General features: G+C 69.3%; 22 protein-coding genes. 14 read left to right on the forward strand and 8 right to left on the reverse strand.

Features of this window, described 5'->3' with window-relative positions; all coding sequences use genetic code 11:
• Position 1: 1 nt before the first annotated feature.
• Together KGS77_RS21495 and KGS77_RS21500 are read right to left on the reverse strand one after the other, a co-directional pair.
• The gene (locus KGS77_RS21495; RefSeq protein ID WP_242584316.1) at positions 2-679 is read right to left on the reverse strand and encodes a hypothetical protein; all 678 of its coding nucleotides are present in this window, start codon (positions 677-679) and stop codon (positions 2-4) included.
• Positions 680-1,253: 574 nt separating this feature from the next.
• Positions 1,254-1,700: an STAS domain-containing protein gene (locus KGS77_RS21500; RefSeq protein ID WP_242584317.1), complete on the reverse strand. Its 447-nt coding sequence runs from the start codon at positions 1,698-1,700 to the stop codon at positions 1,254-1,256.
• Between the two features lie 509 nt (positions 1,701-2,209).
• Between KGS77_RS21500 and KGS77_RS21505 the strand changes: the two genes are divergently transcribed.
• The 9 genes from KGS77_RS21505 (at position 2,210) to KGS77_RS21545 (ending at position 8,195) form a co-directional block, all read left to right on the forward strand.
• Complete coding sequence (locus tag KGS77_RS21505) at positions 2,210-2,716, forward strand: chaplin (protein WP_242584319.1); 507 nt, start codon at positions 2,210-2,212, stop codon at positions 2,714-2,716.
• A gap of 348 nt (positions 2,717-3,064) precedes the next feature.
• Complete coding sequence (locus tag KGS77_RS21510) at positions 3,065-3,364, forward strand: hypothetical protein (protein ID WP_242584321.1); 300 nt, start codon at positions 3,065-3,067, stop codon at positions 3,362-3,364.
• 336 nt (positions 3,365-3,700) lie between these two features.
• Complete coding sequence (locus KGS77_RS21515; protein ID WP_242584323.1) at positions 3,701-3,949, forward strand: chaplin; 249 nt, start codon at positions 3,701-3,703, stop codon at positions 3,947-3,949.
• Between the two features lie 287 nt (positions 3,950-4,236).
• A complete protein-coding gene (locus KGS77_RS21520) occupies positions 4,237-4,653 on the forward strand; it encodes a rodlin (RefSeq protein ID WP_242584326.1) in 417 nt (138 codons plus the stop codon).
• A gap of 252 nt (positions 4,654-4,905) precedes the next feature.
• A complete protein-coding gene (locus KGS77_RS21525; RefSeq protein ID WP_242587604.1) occupies positions 4,906-5,139 on the forward strand; it encodes a chaplin in 234 nt (77 codons plus the stop codon).
• Positions 5,140-5,401: 262 nt separating this feature from the next.
• Entirely contained in the window at positions 5,402-5,695 is a 294-nt protein-coding gene (locus KGS77_RS21530) for a hypothetical protein (RefSeq protein ID WP_242584328.1), read from the forward strand.
• A gap of 183 nt (positions 5,696-5,878) precedes the next feature.
• Positions 5,879-6,295: a rodlin gene (locus KGS77_RS21535; protein WP_242584330.1), complete on the forward strand. Its 417-nt coding sequence runs from the start codon at positions 5,879-5,881 to the stop codon at positions 6,293-6,295.
• A gap of 254 nt (positions 6,296-6,549) precedes the next feature.
• On the forward strand, positions 6,550-6,978 hold the full coding sequence (locus tag KGS77_RS21540) for a rodlin (protein WP_242584332.1): 429 nt from the start codon (positions 6,550-6,552) through the stop codon (positions 6,976-6,978).
• A 296-nt stretch (positions 6,979-7,274) separates the two neighbouring features.
• Positions 7,275-8,195, forward strand: coding sequence for a Bax inhibitor-1/YccA family protein (locus tag KGS77_RS21545; protein ID WP_242584334.1), 921 nt, complete (start codon positions 7,275-7,277; stop codon positions 8,193-8,195).
• Between the two features lie 178 nt (positions 8,196-8,373).
• On the opposite strand, the gene KGS77_RS21550 is transcribed toward KGS77_RS21545, so the two are convergent.
• On the reverse strand, positions 8,374-8,601 hold the full coding sequence (locus KGS77_RS21550; protein WP_242584336.1) for a DUF4287 domain-containing protein: 228 nt from the start codon (positions 8,599-8,601) through the stop codon (positions 8,374-8,376).
• Between the two features lie 98 nt (positions 8,602-8,699).
• On the opposite strand from KGS77_RS21550, the gene KGS77_RS21555 reads away from it, so the two are divergent.
• Positions 8,700-9,026 (forward strand): hypothetical protein, encoded by a 327-nt coding sequence (locus KGS77_RS21555; RefSeq protein ID WP_242584338.1) that lies wholly within the window; start codon positions 8,700-8,702, stop codon positions 9,024-9,026.
• A gap of 78 nt (positions 9,027-9,104) precedes the next feature.
• On the opposite strand, the gene KGS77_RS21560 is transcribed toward KGS77_RS21555, so the two are convergent.
• The 3 genes from KGS77_RS21560 to KGS77_RS21570 all read right to left on the reverse strand — a co-directional run bounded on the left by KGS77_RS21560 (position 9,105) and on the right by KGS77_RS21570 (position 13,193).
• Positions 9,105-10,163 carry a hypothetical protein gene (locus KGS77_RS21560; RefSeq protein WP_242584340.1) on the reverse strand — a complete coding sequence of 353 codons (1,059 nt, stop codon included), beginning with the start codon at positions 10,161-10,163 and terminating at the stop codon, positions 9,105-9,107.
• Between the two features lie 518 nt (positions 10,164-10,681).
• The gene (locus KGS77_RS21565; protein WP_242584342.1) at positions 10,682-11,902 is read right to left on the reverse strand and encodes an acetyl-CoA C-acetyltransferase; all 1,221 of its coding nucleotides are present in this window, start codon (positions 11,900-11,902) and stop codon (positions 10,682-10,684) included.
• A gap of 247 nt (positions 11,903-12,149) precedes the next feature.
• Positions 12,150-13,193, reverse strand: coding sequence for an SGNH/GDSL hydrolase family protein (locus tag KGS77_RS21570; RefSeq protein WP_242587605.1), 1,044 nt, complete (start codon positions 13,191-13,193; stop codon positions 12,150-12,152).
• A 235-nt stretch (positions 13,194-13,428) separates the two neighbouring features.
• Between KGS77_RS21570 and KGS77_RS21575 the strand changes: the two genes are divergently transcribed.
• A complete protein-coding gene (locus KGS77_RS21575; protein WP_242584344.1) occupies positions 13,429-14,814 on the forward strand; it encodes a cystathionine beta-synthase in 1,386 nt (461 codons plus the stop codon).
• Positions 14,815-16,813: 1,999 nt separating this feature from the next.
• Here the strand turns inward: KGS77_RS21575 and KGS77_RS21580 are convergent.
• Complete coding sequence (locus KGS77_RS21580) at positions 16,814-17,239, reverse strand: hypothetical protein (RefSeq protein WP_242584346.1); 426 nt, start codon at positions 17,237-17,239, stop codon at positions 16,814-16,816.
• A 364-nt stretch (positions 17,240-17,603) separates the two neighbouring features.
• Here KGS77_RS21580 and KGS77_RS21585 point away from each other — a divergent pair, with 364 nt between their 5' ends.
• From KGS77_RS21585 to KGS77_RS21595, 3 genes are all read left to right on the forward strand, one after another.
• The gene (locus KGS77_RS21585; protein ID WP_242584348.1) at positions 17,604-18,512 is read left to right on the forward strand and encodes a MurR/RpiR family transcriptional regulator; all 909 of its coding nucleotides are present in this window, start codon (positions 17,604-17,606) and stop codon (positions 18,510-18,512) included.
• A 79-nt stretch (positions 18,513-18,591) separates the two neighbouring features.
• A complete protein-coding gene (locus KGS77_RS21590) occupies positions 18,592-19,065 on the forward strand; it encodes a hypothetical protein (RefSeq protein WP_242584350.1) in 474 nt (157 codons plus the stop codon).
• A gap of 65 nt (positions 19,066-19,130) precedes the next feature.
• Positions 19,131-19,568, forward strand: a complete 438-nt coding sequence (locus KGS77_RS21595) for an ankyrin repeat domain-containing protein (RefSeq protein WP_242584351.1) — start codon at positions 19,131-19,133, stop codon at positions 19,566-19,568.
• A 110-nt stretch (positions 19,569-19,678) separates the two neighbouring features.
• Here the strand turns inward: KGS77_RS21595 and KGS77_RS21600 are convergent, their stop codons facing one another.
• Positions 19,679-20,359: a TetR/AcrR family transcriptional regulator gene (locus KGS77_RS21600; protein WP_242584353.1), complete on the reverse strand. Its 681-nt coding sequence runs from the start codon at positions 20,357-20,359 to the stop codon at positions 19,679-19,681.
• Positions 20,360-20,366: the final 7 nt, after the last annotated feature.

The raw sequence follows: 20,366 nt of genomic DNA on the forward strand, positions 1-20,366 counted from the left end.
CTCATGTGCCGTACGAGCCGGGCGCCATCTGCTGCCGCGGGAGATAGGCCACCTGGGCGTCACCCTCGTGCTGCGCCCAGGCGTCGTTGGTGGTGCGCCGGCGGTGCCGTCCCCGGTCCTCCTGGCCAACCACCGTCGGCTCGGGGTACGCCGCCGTCGAAGCGGCGGAGTGGGACCCCGACGGCCAGACCGACAACTGCTGCACCCGCAGCATGACGCTGTGCAGGTCCATGCCGAGCTGGTCCGCCAGCACCTGCGGATCCAGGCCGGCCCACCATCCCTGGACCAGCACCGCGTCCATGGAGGGCGTCCACCACGGGGTGCCGGAGGCCGCGGCGGGCTTGGGCTGCTGCTGCTCGGGCGGCGGCGCGGGTTCTTCGGGGACCGGCATCGGCTCCTGCTGCGGCAGCGGCACGACCTGCGGTTCCTCGCCCTGGTAGAGCGAGGCCGCCTCCCCTATCGAAGGGGCGCGCTGACTCGCCGCGTGGGCGAGCAGTTGCTCCGCCGTCTCGCGGCCCTGCACCCGGCCCACGGTGCGCCGCGCGGCCCGTACGGTCCGCTCGCCCAGCCCCAGGAATCCCGCCACCGCGCCGTCGCTGCCCACCGTCACCGCCATCGCCGCCAGCAGCCGGGCCCGGTTCCGCTGCTCCTCGTCCAACGCCCGCTGTGCCGCCTCCACTCTCTCCTCCGCCCGGCAAAAAGCCTCGGCCAACGTCGAATGGCGCTCCCAGTGTTCTCTTACGTCCACGTTCGCCAAACGTTTTCCAGGGGCCTCCTGGTGCGGCTGGCGGCACCGGGAACCCCCGGATGGCAGAGTTGTCTGTCAATCCGTTGTGTGAATTGCGCCCTCTGCGCGCTCCGCCCGGCTCCTGTGCGCCGCGTCCTGCCGATTGCCACCCGGTTGCCGCACATCCCGGGGCCAAATGCGGGCGTTAGCCGACACATGAACCCCACTTCGTCCCGCCGGCTTGCCGCGCCATCGGTGCCCAGTGATTTCGTTCCCGCCTCACGCGAGGTGTGGACCTTCAGCCCCGCCGTCGGCGGTGACGACGGAGTCGGCGCCTCCCTCCAACGCGGTGACCAGCACGTCCCGTTGCGCTATTGCGCCCGCCAGTTGGCCGATTTTCTTCACCACATGCAGCAGCTCCAGAGTGAATACGCCCGGCGCAGCGTCATTCCTCCGGCCGGCCGCTGAGGGGCGGTACGGCGAAGGGCGGCCGGACACGGCGGCTGGACCCGGCTGCCGGCCCGGCCTACTGGGCGGACTCCTCGGCGTGGGGCCGTACGGGCGGGACGCCGTCGCCGGCGGTGAGGGCCGGGGGCCAGGCGGGGCGGTGCTCGTCGGGTACGGCCGTCAGGGCGTGGCCGACCGTGGGAAAGCACGTGAAGGCGTCCACGGCCCGGGTCACCAGCAGGACGTTCAGCACGCGCATGCCCAGGGAGGCGAGCAGCAGCCGCCCCTGCATGCGCCGGCACAGCCACTCCACGGCGAGCAGACAGTTCAGGCCGCGCGAGTCGCAGAACCGCAGCGCGGTCAGGTCCAGTACGAGGAACCGGCGCCCGTCGGCGATCACCGCACCGACCTCGTCCAGGAACTGGCGCTCGCCGTGCATGTCCAGTTCCCCGGCCACCCGCAGCACCGCGCACTGCTCGCCGTCGGCCAGCGTCGTGATCGTCAGGCGCCGCCTGCCTTGGGACATCGCTCCTCCACTACACGTCGTCCGGGAACGGCCGGACCACCGGGATGAGCTGGCCGCCGCACGGCACGGGCCGTACGGCGTGAGCGGGCCCGGCCGCCTTCGCGGCGTCCACCCGCGCCAGTCTCGCGCACGCCCGGCGCCGACGCACCACTGTTGCGGGCGCCACGACGGTCCGGCCGAATGTGTGCGGCATTCGGGTGATGGCCCACGGGGTTTGCCCCCAGGGTTTCCTCCACGAGGCAGGATCGTTGAACAGGTCAATTGGGGTGTGCAGTGCTGTTGAATGGTGGATTTTCGCCGCGGCCCTGCGGTAACGCTGTCTCAATTCCGCCTCCGGTGACCTCCGGACCGGCTGATGAAGCACGTTGTGCCTTCCCTTGCTGAAGGGAATCCCGCGCACCGGCGAGCGCCCGTGCGTAAGGACTCAAGACAAGAGAAACGAAATGCGACAGACCTTTAGAAAAGGCGTTCTCATTGCGGCTGCCGCATCGGGAGTCGTCTTCACGGGCGTGAGTGGCAGCGCCCTGGCGGACTCCGGGGCCCAGGGAAGCGCCGCCCAGGCCCCAGGAGCGGTCTCGGGGAATCTGGGGGAGGTGCCGCTTCATGTGCCGACCCAGTTGTGCGACAACACGATCGACGTCATCGGGATCCTGAACCCCGCGTTCGGCAACGTGTGCAGAAACGGCATCGGGCCGCTGGGCCCGCCGCCTCACCAGCCCCCGGAGGAGCATCAGCCCCCGGAGCACGCGCAGCCCCACGAGCCGTCGGCCGAGCCCCGTCCGGCGCCGGAGCCCGCCGCCGGGCGGGAGGGTGACGGCCGGTCCGGCGGGGCCGCGCCCGGCGCCGCTCCGGAAGTGGTCCACGCGGCCGATCCCGGGGTGGCCGAGCCGGCGGCTCCCGAGCCGATGCTGGCGCGTACCGGCGCCGACCAGCTCGGCATCGCGGCCGGCGGCGGCGCGGTGCTGCTGCTCGGCGGCGCGCTGCTGCTGCGCCGGGCTCGTACGAAACGGGACTGAGCGGCGCGGCGGCACTCCTGGCCCCAAGGCCCCTGGCCCCAAGGCCCCTGGCGCCAAGGTTCCCTGGCGCCAAGGTTCCCTGGCCCCAAGGCTCCTGGCATCACAGCGGACCGGCTTCCCAGCCGGTCCGCTGTCGCGTTCGGGCATGTACGGGCAGGATGGGTCGTATCTGAGTGGCGGAGGGGCGGGCGGCGGGGCGGTAGCGCGGGCCCGCCGGAGGGGGAAACGCTGGTGCTGCAACTGGAGGCACTCGGCCCTCGAACAGGCGTATTGAGTAGCAACATGTGATCGAATGATGACAGCGAGGTACTCATAGCGCGTCACATTTCTGCGCACGAGGAGAGAGATATGCGCAAGCTCATTGGACGCGTCGCCGCCTCGGCCGCCATCGCTGCCGCCGCCATGGTTCCGCTTGCGGGTGCGGCGTCCGCCCAGGGCCAGGCCGAGAGCTATCAAGAGGTCACCAACAACAGCGTCGTGGAACGCTGCTGGAACGGGTACTGCGAGAAGCACGAGGACCATGGTTACGACCATCACCAGGGTTACGGCCACCACGATGGTTACGGCCAGGACCACGGATACGGCCAGGACCACGGCTACTACGGACAGGGCCTGTTCGGTCTGGGTCTCGGCCTCGGCATTCTGTGACCCGCGTTCGCTGAACCTTCCCTTGTGATCCGCGCCCCGCGATCCGCGCCCCGTTCCGGCGGGCCGCACCGGGCGGTGTCCGGCGACGGCCGCGGAACGCGGACAAGGCCCCGCGGCTTCGCGGGGCCTTGTCCGCGTCCGGGGGCGGGGTGGGGGCACGGGACGACGTCCGGCGGCTCACGGAATCCCCCGTCCCGTTACGTGTCATCCGATTGGCACATTTGGCGCTTCATTCACCCGTCGGTGGCGCTACCTCTCCGGCTGTTGATGCGTTGATCTGTTTGTCGCTCCCAGCGGCTAACCGTATTTGTCTGCTGTCCAGTAAAGAGGTTCGCGATGAAGCGCGTTTCGAAGGCCATCGTTCTGTCCGCGGCTGCCGGGCTCGCCGTTGTGGGCGGAGCCGGAATGGCCTCCGCCACGGACGGCGGTGCCGCCGCGCAGGGCGTCGCCCAGCACTCGCCGGGCGTCGCGTCCGGCAACGTGGTCCAGGTGCCGGTCCACGTGCCGGTCAACGTCTGCGGCAACACCATCAACGTCGTCGGGGTGCTCAACCCGTCGCACGGCAACGTCTGCGTGAACAACTGAGACGAGCGCCCCCGACGCGGCACACGGCCGGTCGTCCTGACGGCCGGCGCCGCGGAGTGAGATCGTCCGGAGCCTGAGCGGGCCCGCCCCTGTGTGAAAGGGGCGGGCCCGCTTTGTCTGCGGCAGGACCGCTCGCCGCCGAACGGGAACCTCGCGGCAGGACGGCTGTCCGGTGATATGTGTCTACGGTTTCGCGGCATTTGGGTGAAACGGCGAAACTGATGAGGCGGCCACGAGTTGTCCAGGGAGCTCCGGAAACGGACACTCCGCTTCGAGAAGGGTGAATCGTGATCAAGAAGTTCCTGGCCACGACGGCTGTAGCGGCCTCCATCGTCGGCACCTCGGCCGCGGTTGCGCCGCAGGCGATGGCGTTCGGCTACGGCCACGACATCGGTCCGCAGACGGCCAACGCGAACAATGCGGGGGAAGGTTTCGCCAACTCCGGGACCGAAGGGCACCAGAGCCCTCAGCTTTCGCTGATCGAAAGCACACTGAACAAGCCCTGCATCGGTCTCCCGGACGACCTCAACATCAACTCGATCGTGAGCCTCATCCCGATCGCGGTCCAGGACATCGAGATCCTGGAGACCGAGCAGCACCAGACCTGTACCGAGAACTCGACGCAGGCCAAGGAAGACGACCTCGTCTCGCACATCGTCCAGGACATTCCGATTCTGGGTGAGAACGGCTCCGGCAATAGCTGACGTGCCGCTCAAAAGGGTCGGGCCGTCTTTTCCTCCTCCTAGGCGGCCCGGTCCTTTCAGGTAACAGAAGGCCGTTTTTCGTAGCCTTGTGTTGCATCGTCCGGGCGATTCTCCTGAAGAATTCGCTGATCGGGAGTTTCGTTCCCGGCAAGTAATCGTTCCAAATATCGACAGCGGAGTTACGAGCGATCATCGCGCTCGTGCGGCACGAAGGACGTGACCGTTTCGGACCCGCTGCGGAAAGGGCTGAAAGTGAAGTACGCCAAGGTTGCCGCAGTCGCTGCCGGATCGCTGATGGCGGTGGGAGCTGCCGCGCCAGCTTTCGCCGATGCGGGCTCCCAGGCTGCCCCCACCAACGATCCGGGCGTACTGTCCGGGAACGCGCTTCAGGTGCCGATCCAGATTCCGATCAACATCTGCGGCAACTCGATCGACATCATCGGGCTGCTCAACCCGGCATTCGGCAACACCTGCGTCAACGACTGATCCGCCGGCTCGCCCGGAAGCAGTGATTCGGTCGGACCGGCCCTGGTGTGCGTGCCACGCGCACCAGGGCCGGTGCGTTGAACGGGGCGGTGTCCGGTGGCTCCTGTCTTCCGGGTGGTTCCCGCAAGGAATCACCGGATTCAGGGTTTCCCAGTGAGACCGGAATCGTTAGGCAGGAAGCATGCGGTGACCCGAGCAGCAATGAGAGTGCTCGCGCGGCTTTCGGCCGTGGCCCCTTCCAGCACCGCTCAAGAAAGGACACGTGATCGTGAAGTACGCGAAGTCTGCCGCGGTTCTCGCCGGTTCTGTGATGGCTCTGGGCATGGCGGCCCCTGCCTTTGCCGCCCTTGGTCAGAACTACAGCCTCAACGGTGCCCTCGACGAGGCCTTCGCCAACAAGCAGCTCGACGGCCGGCAGCTCGACCCGTTGGTGGACGCGGCCAACGAGAAGGCCTCGGACGCGCTGAACAGGGAGAGCACCCAGCACCTGCTGAGTGCCACCGGCGGGCTCGTCCGGACCGTCCCGATGCTGGAGGGCGTGGAAGTGGGTCAGTAAGCGCGGGTCAGCACGGCGCGGCACCGGCACAGCCGTCGCGCGCCGACAAGGGACGAACTCACCTGGTCTCACCGTCTTTGCGGCAAGCGGAGACCGACGCCATTTGGGTGATGCAGCAGAACGGAACTCGTCGTCGGCGAGTTGACCAATCTGTCCCGGAACCACGAAACGTGAAGGATTCGAATGATCAAGAAGGTTCTGGCAACGGCAGCCGCGGCAACCTCTCTTGCCGGTTTCACCACCGCAGCCGCAGCCGCGCCCCCTGGGACGGCCCACGGGTACGACAAAGGTCCCGCTTCGATCACCGGCAACGAGACGATCCAGTCCTATGGAAACTCCGCCACGTACGGGAACATGAGCCCGCAGTTCGCGCTGATCCAGGGGTCGTTCAACAAGCCCTGTATCGCCCTGCCGGAGAAGCTCAATATCAACTCGCTCATCGCGCTCATCCCGATCTCGGTCCAGGACATCAACCTCTTCTCGTCCAAGCAGCACCAGACCTGCGTCGAGAACTCGACCATGAGTAAGGGCAACGACGCCGTGACGCACTTCGTCGAAGATATTCCACTGCTCTCCGAGAACGGTGTGAACAACGGCTGATCGTCCGAGCAGGCCCGGACCGCCAGGACTTCGTCCGCACGGTCCGGGCTTTTTGCTTGCGTGTTTCCGGTGGATGACCCGTGCCTGGTCCCGCGCCACCCCGTTCCGTCCCGCGACGGGCGAATTCAGGGCCCCGGACACTCGTGCCGCGCTATTCGGGTGATGCTGCGCAACCTCACGGTGTCATGCCGGGTTGTTCTCCGTGAGGCTCCCTTCGCGATGGGAGTTCAGATTTCCTGAAGGGGTTTGAAAGCATGAAGAAGATGATGGCCGGCGCCCTCGTGACGGTTTCCCTGGTCGGGATGTCCGCCATGGCCGCTCCTACGGCCATGGCGCACGACAACAGCCACGACGGCGTCGCCAAGGACCTCGGCCCGCAGACGGCGAACGGGAACGGCTCCCGGGAAGCCCACTCGAACCAGAACACCGAGGGCAAGATGAGCCCCCAGGGGAACATCATCGGGGAGTCGCTGAACGAACTCTGCATCGGGTTCCCGGACGACATCAACATCAACTCGATCGTCAGTCTCATCCCGATCGCGGTCCAGGACATCGAGATCCTGGAGACCGAGCAGCACCAGACCTGTACCGAGAACTCGACTCAGGCCAAGGAAGACGACATGGTGTCGCACATCATCCACGACATCCCGATCATCGGCGAGAACGGCGCGAGGAACAACTGACGACCGGCCGCTGCCGTCGCGGCGCCGCGCGCACAGCGATCGGCGTGCGGCGCGGACGGTAGCGACCGTCGGCTGACCGCCCAGGGGGCCGTGTGCCAAGGCACACGGCCCCCTTCGGCGTGCCGTGCCCCGGAAAGCGCAATGGGCGGGCACTTCCGTGCGGTGCCGTACGTACTCCTGGTGCGGGAGACGCCACCGGAAGTACGGTGAAAGATCCTGCTAAAGAACTAGGACGCGCTTTTGCCAAGCCATTACTCTTGTGGCAAGGCCGCGCACGGCGGCCATGGAGGAGTGAGATGAGGAGCAGCAACCCGGTCTTTTCGCGACGGGGGTTCAGCCGCGACAACAACGGCTACGCGGGGTTCAACGCGCCGCCGCAGGCCGGGGGCCCCGCCGCTGACCCGTACGCCGGTACCAACCCCTACGCCCAGGGCGCCCAGAGTTACGGCAACCCCTACGCCCAGGGCGGTAACCCCTACGCACAGGACGCCGCCAACCCCTACGCGCAGGGCCAGCAGGGCGTCACCCAGGCGCCTCAGTACGTCTCGCAGACCCGCCGGATGACGATGGACGACGTCGTCATGCGCACGGGCATGACGCTCGGCACGGTCATCGCCGGTGCCACCGTCGGCTGGCTCTTCCTGACCCAGAACCTCGCCTTCGCCGTCGGGGCCGGCCTGGTCGCGATGGTGCTCGGCCTGATCCAGTCCTTCAAGCGCAAGCCCTCGCCCGCGCTGATCCTGTCCTACGCCGCCCTGGAAGGTCTCTTCCTCGGCGCGCTGAGCGGTTACATCAACGGCATCCCCCAGCTCAGCGGCGCGCCCATGCAGGCGGTGCTGGGCACGATGGCGGTCTTCGTGGCCATGCTCATCGCGTACAAGACGCGGATCGTGCGGGTCAACGCGCGCTTCACCCGCTTCGTGCTGATCGCGGCCCTCGGCTTCGTCCTGCTGTCGATGGTGAACCTGCTGTTCATGGCCTTCGGCGGCGGTACCGGCCTCGGCTTCCGCAGCGGCGGCCTGGGCATCCTCTTCGGCGTCGTCGGCGTGGTTCTTGGCGCGCTCTTCCTGGCCCTGGACTTCAAGCAGGTCGAGGACGGCATCGCGTACGGCGCTCCGCGTGAGGAGTCCTGGCTGGCCGCGTTCGGCCTGACGCTGACGCTGGTGTGGATCTACATGGAGATGCTGCGGCTGATCTCGATCCTGCGCGGCGACTGACGTACGGTTCCCGCCGCGGCCGAGATCCGCGGCGGAAGCCCGTCGCCTGGCGCACAGGACGCGGCGCCGGGCCCGACCGGGCGCATGACCGGACAAGACGGACAGGCCGAGGGCTCGCGGGGAGTTTCCCCGCGGGCCCTCGGCCTGTTCCCGTTCGGCAGGTCGTCGCGGCCGGTTGCTAGAACTTGCGCGCGGCGCGCCTGAGATCGTATTCGTGGACGATCGCCTTGGCATGGCCATAGGCGAGGTCGTGCGCGCCACGAAGCCAGCTCACCTTCTCCTCGAAGCGGAAGAGAGCGGGGCCTTCATCTACGGTGCGAAGCCAGTCGGAAACCTCGCGACCGGTGCAATGGGGGATGCGGGAGAGCAGGTTCCGGTGGGTCTCTTCGGAGAAGAGTTGAGACATCGGCGCCTCCGGACGCGTTCGATGCTGGTCCTTCAGCCCACCGTGCCTGAGCGTTCGGGCATTGGCAACCACCCGTGGGTGGCACATAGGCTCGCCCTGTGCTTGATGTGATGCCTTTGCAGACCGCCGTTGACGCGCTCGCCGACCGCCTCCGAGTGCTCCCGCAGAGCGTGCTCAGCCGTGGTGCCGCAGCCGAAGGGCTTGCTCTGGCGCGGGATTTGGCGGCACGGGCGCAGCGGATCGAGAGCCCGGAACGGGAGCCCCACGCGTTCCCGGACGCGGGCATGTTCGCGGTGGGGGACCAAGTGGCGGTGGCCGGACACGACTTGGTCGAGGCGCTGCGTACCGCCGGGAACGGCCCGGAGGCGGTCGCGGAGCTGGCCGAGGCCCTGGAACTGGTGCGGGACACCGTCAAGCGGTGCTGACGCGACGGGCCGGGCGGACCGGGCCGCTCATAGCCGGGCCGCCCGGACCGCTCACGACGAGGCCGCCCCGCCGGCCGCTCACAGCGAGGCGATGACGCGGTCGGCGAGGATGTAGATGCTCTCCGCGGCGCTCTCGCCCCAGGCGAACGTCAGGGCGTACGCGCCGAAGACGCCCGAGCCGCCCAGCAGCACCGGCGTACGGCCCTCGCGCAGCGCGGCGGCCAGCCGCTCGGCGGTCTCCCGGTGCCCCGGTGTCATGCACACCGTGGTGCCGTCACCGAAGACGTAGACGTCCAGCGTGCCGAGCGGCCCGGGGCGTACGTCCGTCAGCGGGATCCGCTCGCGGGCCAGCTCCTCCAGGCGGTCGACGGTGCGCTCCTGGTCACCGACGGCCCGCGCGGGGGAGAAGTCCGGGTGGGAGGGGTGGCGCCGGCGCGCGGCGGCCAGCTCCGCGGACTCGGGTTCCTCCAGGGGCCCGGTCTCCGGCGCGTCCACCGCCTCCAGGGCGTCCACGGACTCCAGGGACGAGGACTCCGGGGAAGAGGGCTCCCGGGACGAGGACTCCTGGGACGAGGACTCCAGGGGCGAGGGGTCCAGAGGCAGGGGCTCCAGGGCGTCCGGGCCCAGCAGCGGTTCGAGTCCGGCCAGATCCGCCTGGCGCGGCAGGAAGAGCCGGCTGTCCGGCCGTTCGTACGTGTACAGCCGGTCCACCTGGCCCAACTGGTCCCACCGCTCCGGCAGGCCCTCCAGGAAACCGTCCTCGGCCGGCCCGGCCGGCCCACCCGCGCCGCCCAGCAGGGACGGGGCGTCGGCGGCGTCCCGGGCCTCCTGCGCGGCCCAGAACGCGCGGGCCTCGGCCAGCTCCCGTTCGCGCTCCTCGGCCAGCGCGTCGGCGACGGCGGCCCGTATGTCGGCCAGCGGCGTCGCGCAGGCGGCACGGGCCGCGGGGATGCTCGCGCCCGCGCCGTCGGCCGCGGTCCCCTCGGCAGCCCCGGTACGGGCCTGTACGGAGGCGGCGAGTTCGGCCCGCAGCTCGGTGAGCTGACGGCGCAGGGCCCGGGCGGTGTGCAGGGCAGCCGCGCCCAGGGCCACGGCGACGGCCGCGGCCAGCAGCAGGGCAAGGGCGATGGCGGTCACGCGCCGGACCCCCTTCGTTCGGCGGGCCCGTCTTCATGGAGCGCGCACCCGTGGCCGGTGCGCTCGGGTCGCTCGCTCACTGACGTACTCCCGTTGGCAGAATGTCCCCCGACTTCCTACATCAGCCTGACGGTCCTCGGCGACCGATCCCAGGGCGTTATGCCCTGTAAGTCATAGGTCTTACGTCCCGGTACGCGACCGGGCGCCGCGCTGACCAGCCCGTATATGTCTCCCCCAGGGCGTTGGTCACAATCCTGGGGGAAACACGGTCGCGATCACGTCACGCCGTGACGCCGATCACTTGCCGACAGAGGAGGCCCGGCTCAGCCGCTCGCGTTTTTGGTCGCGCTTCGTTTCGCTTCCGCTGCGGGCAGGTGCCGCCTTCGTCCCTCAGGCGACCCCTACCCTCCGCTACAGCTCAGCTCAGCCGCTCGCGTTTTTGGTCGCGTTCCGCTTCGCTTCCGCTGCGGGCAGGTGCCGCCTTCGTCCCTCAGGCGACCCCTACCCTCCGCTACAGCTCAGCTCAGCCGCTCGATCACCATCGCCATGCCCTGGCCGCCTCCCACGCACATCGTCTCCAGACCGAACTGCTTGTCGTGCCACTGGAGGGAGTTGATGAGCGTGGCGGTGATACGGGCGCCGGTCATGCCGAAGGGGTGGCCGACCGCGATCGCGCCGCCGTTGACGTTCAGCCGGTCCAGGTCGATGCCCAGGTCGCGGTAGGAGGGGATCACCTGGGCGGCGAACGCCTCGTTGATCTCCACGAGGTCGATGTCGGAGACCGACAGCCCCGCGCGGGCCAGCGCCTGCTTGGACGCCTCGACCGGTCCGTACCCCATGATCTCGGGGGAGAGGGCGGAGACGCCGGTGGAGACGATCCGGGCCAGCGGGGTCAGGCCCAGCTCGCGCGCCTTGGTGTCGGACATGACGACCAGCGCCGCGGCGCCGTCGTTGAGCGGACAGCAGTTGCCCGCGGTGATCAGGCCGTCCGGGCGGAAGACGGGCTTGAGGCCCTGTACGCCTTCCATGGTCACCCCGGCCCGCGGGCCGTCGTCCTTGGAGACGACCGTGCCGTCGGGGAGGGTCACCGGGGTGATCTCGCGCTCCCAGAAGCCGTTCTTGATGGCTTCCTCGGCGAGGTTCTGGGACCGTACGCCGAACTCGTCCATGTCCTGGCGGGTGACGCCCTTGAGGCGGGCGAGATTCTCGGCGGTCTGGCCCATGGCGATGTACGGGTCGGGGAGCAGCCCGTCCTCGCGCGGGTCGTGCCAGCCCTCGCCGCCCTGCTCGGCGCGCGCGGCGGTACGGGCCTCGGCGTCGGCGAAAAGCGGGTTGTGGGTCTCGGGCAGCCCGTCCGAGGTGCCCTTGACCGAGCGGGAGACCGTCTCCACACCCGCGGAGATGAAGACGTCACCCTCGCCGGCCTTGATGGCGTGCATCGCCATGCGGGTCGTCTGGAGGGAGGAGGAGCAGTAGCGGGTGATCGTGCAGCCCGGGAGGTGGTCCATGCCCATCTGTACGGCGACGATCCGGCCCAGGTTGTGCCCCTGCTCGCCGCCGGGGAGGCCGCAGCCGAGCATCAGGTCGTCGATCTGCGTCGGGTCCAGCTCGGGGACCTTGGCCAGCGCGGCCTGGATGATCGTGGCGGTCAGGTCGTCCGGCCGGAGATCTTTGAGCGACCCCTTGAAGGCGCGGCCGATCGGGGAGCGGGCGGCAGAGACGATCACGGCTTCGGGCATCACGGCTCCAGGAGGGAGAGAACAGAGAGAGAACGGGGCGCAGGACGTACGTCGGGGAGAGGGGCAGAGGAAGAGGGCAGAGCTGTGTGGGAAGTTACCCGCACGTAGGGCCGAGGTCACGGGGCGCGCACTGTGATGCGGGCCTCTTTTCTAAGCGAGTGCTTACCGTCCCGTAGCGATCACCTCTCCGCCGGTATCGCTCGGCCCCGGCTCCGGCCCCGGCCCCGCCGCCGAGCGGCCCCCGGCCTCACCGCCGCTCCGTGTCCCCGGCCCCCGCGGGCCCGGACCCGGCGGGCGCCGGCTCGGGAGCGGGCAACTGGCGCCGCCGCCGGCGCTGGAGCAGCGCCCAGGGAGCACGGGTGGCGGTGACCTCGGTGCCGCCTTCGGAGGCGGCCTGGGCGGCGGCCTCGGCGACCGGCAGGATCCCTTCGCGGCGCGAGGGCAGTTCTTCCTCGGGCCACAGGTCCAGCGCTGCGCACAGGGTGGGCAGTACGGCCATCGCGGCGGTGGCGTAGCCCTCCGCCGACGGGTGGTAGTTGTCGGGCCCGAACAGCTCGCGAGGACGGTCCTCGAACTCGGGGCCGAGCAGGTCGCCGAGGGAGACGGTCCGGCCGCCGTTCTGGACGACGCCGATGGTCTGCGCCGCGGCGAGCTGGCGGGAGAGCCGCCGGGCCACCCAGCGCAGCGGCTGGTAGACCGGCTCGATGGTGCCCAGGTCGGGGCAGGTGCCGACGACCACCTGGGAGCCGGCCTCGTGCAGCGTACGGACGGCGTCGCTGAGCAGGCGTACGGAGCGCGCCAGGGGCATGCGGTGGGTGACGTCGTTGGCGCCGATCATGATCACGCATACGTCGGGCGCGGGCGGCCCCTCCTTCAGCAGCAGCCGCACCTGCCGGTCCAGGTCGTCGGACTGGGCGCCGGGGAGTGCAACGTTGCGCAGCTCCACGGGGAGTTCGGCGACGGCGGCGAGCCCGGAGGCCAGCAGCGCCCCCGGGGTGTGGCTCGGCCGGTGCACGCCCTGGCCCGCCGCCGTGGAGTCGCCGAGGAAGCCCAGGCGCAGTAAGGGGCGGTCGGCGGGCCGGTCGGTGCGGTGGGCGAAGGCCGCGCCGTAGAGGCCGTCGGCGCACGGCGGCACCGAGGTGCCGACGCCGACCGTACGGCGGGCCAGCCGTACCTCGGTGAGCAGCAGACCGACGCCGGCCACGCCCAGCAGACCGATCCCGCCGCCGCCGACCGCCGCCGCGGCGGCGATCCGCCGGGCCACCCTCGCCCTGGACATCGTCCTGGTCATCGTCTCCGGCATGGGACGGGCACCTCCCCGTTCAGTGCGCACAAAGACCGCTTCCGGCTCTTGATCGGTCCGGGAAGCGGTACTGGAATCTCCTCGTACGCCTACGGCTCGTGGGCGTACAACAGGTTGTTGCCCCGCCGGGCGCCGTGTGCAACGCGTCGAGCCTCTATGAGGGACGGGCAATAGGCTGGCTGGATGGGCGCAGGACAGCGTGCCCCCGACCGCGGAGACCACCGTGCAGTTTTACGAATCGATGATTGAGCTCGTCGGCAACACCCCGCTGGTGAAGCTCAGGAATGTCACCCGAGGTATTCAGGCCACCGTTTTGGTCAAGGTCGAGTACTTCAACCCCGGCGGGTCCGTGAAGGACCGGATCGCGGTACGGATGATCGAGGCCGCCGAGCGGTCCGGCGAGCTGAAGCCGGGCGGCACCATTGTGGAGCCGACCTCGGGGAACACGGGTGTGGGCCTGGCGATCGTGGCCCAGCAAAAGGGCTACAAGTGCATCTTCGTCTGCCCGGACAAGGTGTCCACGGACAAGATCAACGTGCTGCGGGCGTACGGCGCGGAGGTCGTGGTCTGCCCGACGGCGGTGGACCCCGAGCACCCCGACTCGTACTACAACGTCTCCGACCGGCTGGTACGCGAGACCCCCGGCGCCTGGAAGCCCGACCAGTACTCCAACCCCAACAACCCGCGCTCGCATTACGAGACGACCGGTCCCGAACTGTGGGAACAGACCGAGGGAAAAATCACCCACTTCGTCGCGGGCGTGGGCACCGGCGGCACGATCAGCGGCACCGGCCGGTACCTGAAGGAGGCCAGCGAGGGCCGGGTCAAGGTCATCGGCGCGGACCCGGAGGGCTCGGTCTACAGCGGCGGCTCGGGACGCCCGTACCTGATCGAGGGCGTCGGTGAGGACTTCTGGCCGACCGCGTACGACCGTACGGTCGCGGACGAGATCGTGGCGGTCTCCGACAAGGACGCCTTCCAGATGACCCGGCGGCTGGCCAAGGAGGAAGGGCTGCTGGTCGGCGGCTCCTGCGGCATGGCGGTCGTGGCGGGCCTGGAGGTGGCCGAGCGGCTCGGTCCGGACGACGTGGTGGTCGTCCTGCTGCCGGACAGCGGTCGCGGCTACCTCAGCAAGATCTTCAACGACGAATGGATGGCCGACTACGGCTTCCTGGAGGAGAGCGGCCCGGCGGCGAGCGTCGGCGCGGTCCTGGCCCACAAGGAAGGCGCGCTGCCCTCGCTCGTCCACATGCACCCCGAGGAGACCGTCGGCGAGGCCATCGAGGTACTGCGCGAGTACGGCGTCTCCCAGATGCCGATCGTCAAGCCGGGCGCCGGGCACCCGGACGTGATGGCCGCGGAGGTCGTCGGCTCGGTCGTCGAGCGGGAGCTGCTGGACGCGCTGTTCACACAGCGCGCGTCCCTGCACGACCCGCTGGAGAAGCACATGAGCCCGCCGCTGCCGCAGGTCGGTTCCGGCGAGCCGGTCGGCGACCTGATGGCGGTCCTGGAGGGCGCCGACGCCGCGGTCGTGCTCGTCGAGGGCAAGCCGAAGGGCGTCGTGAGCCGGCAGGACCTCCTCGCCTACCTCGCCCGCAACGCCAAGTAGCCGACGGACGCGTAGCCGGTCTGTGCGGTTGCATGCGGTGGCCCCCTCCCTGCCCGGCAGAGAGGGGGCCACCGCAATTCTGCGGCTGTACGAGCCGAGAGGGGCTCCCCGGTTACCGGCGCCCCTCGGAGCGTCAGCCGACAGAGAAGCCGTCGCCCCGCACCGCCGTCGCAAATGTTGCCCAAGCGCCGTCAGGAAAGAAGAGTATTGATCCTTCGGGGGCTGTGGAACTGTGGCTGGACTTGACCCACTCGCCGGTGAGGTCAGGAGTGGTGCTCATCAGGCAGTGCCTCCATTGCGGAAAGGATGAGAGTCGCCGATTTGCCAGGAGATAGCGCGTGCGCGCTGAGCAGACCGTAGGCACGCCTGCGATCGCTGACGACCATGAACCTCTTTTGCTCGTACAGGTCGAGGGCACCCTTGGAGCCGAGCAACAGAGAAGCCGACGAAGCTTCAGCTACGGGCACCATGGCGACAACTTCTGCCGTGCGAGCACCCGTTGGCCGAAGCGAGCGAAAGTGAGCACTTCTGGGGAGCGCTTGCATTCTCCCCCTGTCCGCATGGCATTTTGTGGCCGGAGAAAGGGGGCGGCGGCGCACAGGGGGCTCCGGGTGGCAACAGGGCGTCTGTGCCATTGCTGGTCGTTCGTTCCTGACTGCTGCGGTTCCTCATTCAGGTGAATTCTCGGAGAAACCAGGGCGTTGGTCGGTGAAGGCCGGAATACTTCCCGTTTCTGCTGTGCTGAGGAGGTAGCCCGTGGCCTGGACTTGTCCACAGTGCAACCGACCCGAGGGAATCCCCTACGTGGAGAACTGCGTAGAAGGCCACCAGGGGTTGCATCCGTGGCCGTGCCTTCATTGCGGAAGCAGTGTGCTTATCGGGCAGCCGGGGGCAACGCGAGTAGCGATTTCTCCCTGCCGGACCTTTGGCTGCAATGGGAACGCGAGTGACATCTATCGGTACGACCCGTACGGACGTCTGCAAGCTGTTGACCATCAAGCGTGTCAACAGTGCGGCATGAGGTTGGCATGGAGGTAGGTGTCGTGTTGATGGCGTGTCGGGCACGGTCGCTATTGCAGGGCCTATCCCGTAGGGCCCTGTTCGGATGCGCCACAGGGTGGGTGGGTTACGCAGCTCCTCATGGGGCGGCCACCTTGGTCGGCGGGCGTTCAGCCGGAACATTCACCGCCCGGGTGCCGGGGCCGCGATGCCTCCACTGTGGTAGCGGCGACACCGCTATCGTTCAGAACAGCTCCACCGGAGGGGCGGGCAAGCTCCGGTGCTACACCTGTGGTCCAGACTCCGACGTCTGATCTGTGGCGGTGATCGCGATGCCAGTGAACTTCCCCTGCGTCTGTGGTGAGCGGAGTCGGGCGAGGGACGCGGACGGGCGGCTGCTGGCCCTGTGTCCGGTGTGCCAGGCCAAGCACGACGTGTACGAAGCACAGGCCACCCTGCGGGTCGAAGAGGGTGTGGAACGCGCCCAGCCGTGCCAGCGCTGCAAGGGGTACGGGTTCGTGATCACCCGGCAGCCCCTCAACCGGGGGGCGGGTACATGGAGAACACGCAGAAGTGCCATCGCTGTGAGGGCAGCAAGATCGAGCCGGAAGGAAGGCCCCTGACGGACTTCGACCTGACCACACCGGTGGCTGACTTCTAGTCAGGCCAGTCAGACCTTGGCAGGCCCGGACAGTGGAAGCCTACGGCGGGGGCTGTTCGCGTGTTTCGCGTCAGATGGCCGTCAGGAAACGGGCCGGCGGCGCAAGGTGTACGTATGCGTCACGTCCGCGCAGCACGGGCTTAACACAGGTGCGGCACATTGGTCGGTGCGGCGATACGGACCTCCGGAGCGGCTCCCGGACTCCACGATCGCCAGGACGCGCCGGCCGGCCTGCCGGTCCGCGTTCCTCGCGGGGACCGCCGTCGTCCCGCCCCCGGCCCGGCCGGGGTGCGGCGGTCCCCGCCGAAGCCTTCACCGGGCGCCGCCGTGGTGTGCCGCTCAGCTCCAGCCTCCTTCCTGCCGGGGCGGATCCGGGTGCGGGTGACGCAGCCGGTCGAAGAACCCGGTGCCGTGCACGATGTTGACGCCGATCACACCGGCCCAGGACACCAGCAGCCCGGTCAGGTGCGCCTGGGCGGCGCCTATCGCCGACAGCGGTACGGCCAGGACGAGCGAGACCGTGGCGAAACCGAAGCGCCCGCCGAAGCCGCTGCCGCCGCCGGGCCGGCCGCGCGGTGGGTGGGCACCGCGGGCGACCTGCAACTGCTGCTCGGCGAGCTGCCTGCGCACCCGCTGGTCGATCGTCCGGTCAAGTTTTTCCAGGAAGGACTCGACGAGCTCTGATTCGTACTCCGGTCCCAGTTCCTTGCGCGTCTGGAGCGTCGCGTTGAGTTCCTTCGTCAGCTCGGGGTCTTTGGTCGCCATGCTGGTGAGATTACGTACGCAGAAGGGCTCCGGCAGTAGGGCTAACCCCCGGATTCGGCGGTGGCACCCGGCGGTGCCGTGGCGGATGGCGGACCGTATGAGGAGGGTGGGGGCGGGCAGCCGACGGGCCGGGAGATGCCGGTGCCGCCCGGGGGAGCCGCGGCGAGCACAGCGCGAAGGGTGTCCGTCGGGGATCAGTGATCTGTGTACTTTCCCCGCTGCGTGGCGAATCCCCTGCATGAATTCATGCAGGGGTGGGGTCGGTTGAATGGGTGGTCAATATCCTGAGGTAAAAAGGAGGCCCCGGGAACGGAAACCGGGACCGGGGACGGGGACGGGGACCACGGCCGGAAGGACGGCGGCGATGAGCGAGGACAGCGGCGGCAGCGGCACGGGCACTGCCGGCAGTACGTCCGGCAGTACGTCCGGCAGTGGTACGGGCGAGGGCGCGGCGCGGCTGCAGAAGCTGTTCGAGGGCCACCGGCTGACCCCCACCCAGCGCCGTATCGCCCACTGCATGGTGCGCCGCGCCGCCGACGCGCCCTTCCTCTCCAGCGTCGAACTGGCCGAACTGGCCGGCGTCAGCCAGCCCTCGGTGACCCGCTTCGCGGTGGCGCTCGGCTTCGACGGCTACCCCGCGCTGCGCAAGCACCTGCGCGAGGTCGCGCCCGCCCCCGCCGGGTCCGCCGCCGAAGGCTCGTACAACGAATACCAGCAGGCCGTGCAGGCGGAGATCGACAACCTCCGGCACCTCGCCGCCGCCCTCGCCGACCCGGCCCCGGTCGTACGCGCCGGTCAACTCCTCGCCGCCTCCCGCCCGCTGCCGGTCCTGGGGCTGCGTGCCGCCACCGCCCAGGCGGGCGGCTTCGCGTACTTCGCGCGCAAGGTGCACCCGGACGTACGGCTGCTGGACGAGGGCGGCACGATGCTCACCGACCGCATCGACGCCGCGGTGCGCGCGGGCGCGAGCGCGCTGCTGTGCTTCGCGCTGCCGCGTCATCCGCGTGAGGTCGCGGACGCCCTGGAGTACGCCCGTACGGCGGGACTGACCGTCGTCACCGTCGCCGACAGCGCCTTCGCTCCGGTCGCCCGCCACACCGACCTGCTGCTGCCCGCGCCGGTAGGTACCGGCCTGGCCTTCGACACGGCGTGCGCGCCGATGCTGCTCGGACGGGTGCTCCTGGAGGCGATGTGTGACGCCCTCCCCGACGCCCAGGCCCGCCTGGAGGAGTTCGACGCGAAGGCGGCGGCCCGCAACCTCTTCGTGGAGTGACCGGCCCCGGCCGACGGCGTGGAGCTCGTGCGAGGATTCGTCGGTCAGCAGAGCCACGAGCAGGAACGAACGAAGGACGATGAAGTACATCGATCTGGGTGCACAGGTCGGCAACCTGTCAGGCGCCCTGTCCCCTGCTCGGTACCTGGAGCATCTGCCCTCGCTGGTCGAGGACCTGCCGGCCGGAGCCCGGAGCTTCGCCACTGCCCCAGGCCACTACGACTTCTCCAGCAAGCGATGTGTGAAGGACCTGGAACTCCGGCACGTCCGGGGTATCGGATCCGATGACCGGCAGATGGAGATCCACTTCCGGCACAACTGCTGGAAGCACGACGAAGACCTGGTCATCCGCTACACGGGCGTCTTCGGCTGCCATGCCGCGAGCGCCGGGGGCGAGGACTGGCCACATCTGGGGACCGTGATCCTCGACGAGGTCCTGCCCCACCAGGACGGCTGCAGCCACGAGATCGCGTTCTGGAACGGCTCGCTCACCGTCGTCTGCCGTGACCTCACAGCGACCTGGACCCAGGCTGACTGCCCCGGCAATCCATGAAATCCAGGAAATCTATAACAATATGACTGGCTTCGCCACGTATCCGGTCGTTAACCTCGGCCCTCATGAACCAGCGGCAGCACAAGAAGCTCTCCCGGCGCCTGTTCGTCGCGATCCTGTCGGGTGACACCGCCACCGTGAAGGCGGTACTGCGGGCCGGGATCGCGGCCGACCAGCCGGACGGTGACGGTACGACCCCTCTGTACCTGGCGTCCGTCAACGGTGAAGCGGACATCGTCCGCCTGCTCCTCAAGGCCGGCGCCTGCCCCGACACCGAGAGCGGCGGCGGACCCGGCGCGGAGGGCACGGCGCTGTGCGCGGCTGCGTGCTGGGGACACACCGAAACGGTGCGTGAACTGCTGGCGTACGGTGCCGATCCCAACCGGCGCGAGGATCACGGAACCGGCCGCTCCCCGCTGGACTGGGCCAACGCGGGCCCCCACCCCGAAACCGCCGGACTTCTCACCGCGGCGGGAGCCACCGTCGGCGGGCGGACCATATAGGACCACGTAGCGGGGGCGTCCCGGTCCGGCACCTTCGGCATGTGGCATTTCTTTTCGCCCGGCCGGTCACAGGGGCGAATTCATCGTTCTCGTATGTGGTGTCCAGCCCCCTATGGGGCGCTCGGTCCGTCGGTGGGCGGGTGTGGGGGGACCAGCGCTTCCAGGCCGCGGTCCAGGGCGTGCAGCAGGGCCTCGTGGTCCTGTGGGGTGTACAGCATGCGCAGTGCCAGACCGTCCGAGAGTGCGATCACGGCGTCGGCGACGGCCAGGCAGTCCGCGGCCGGGTCGGGGCCGTGCCCGTACCCGGCGGAGGCCAGCCAGCCCGCGAGTGCCTCGCGTACCTCCCGGTCGATCCGGCGGCGGACCTCGGCGAGTGCGGCGTGGTGGGCGGCGCGGCCGGCGAAGGCGAGCTGGGCCGCTGCCTCGGCCCGGCGTTCCGCGTCGACCGGGAGGGTGGCCAGCACCAGATCCCGTAGCGCGGCGCGGAGTGGGAGGCCGGGGTCGACGCGGCCCATGCGTGCCTCGATGCGCTCGCCCGCCAGCTCGGCGGCGAAGGCGAGCATCTCGTCCTTGGAGCGGAAGTACTTCTGCACCGCTCCGGGGGAGCGGCCACTGTGCGCGGCCACCGTACGGACGCTGACCTCGTCCAGGCCGCGTTCGGACGCCAGGCGCAGCAGGGCGTCACCGATCTGCCGGCGCTGTTCGTCCCGGTCCACCGTTTTGGGCATGCCGCTCCCGCTCTTCTTTTTCTCTTTCGCGCAGCCGCCGTGTGGCGTCTGAGTGGCGTTCATGTGGCGT

Source organism: Streptomyces sp. MST-110588 (assembly GCF_022695595.1).
Taxonomy (GTDB): Bacteria; Actinomycetota; Actinomycetes; order Streptomycetales; family Streptomycetaceae; genus Streptomyces.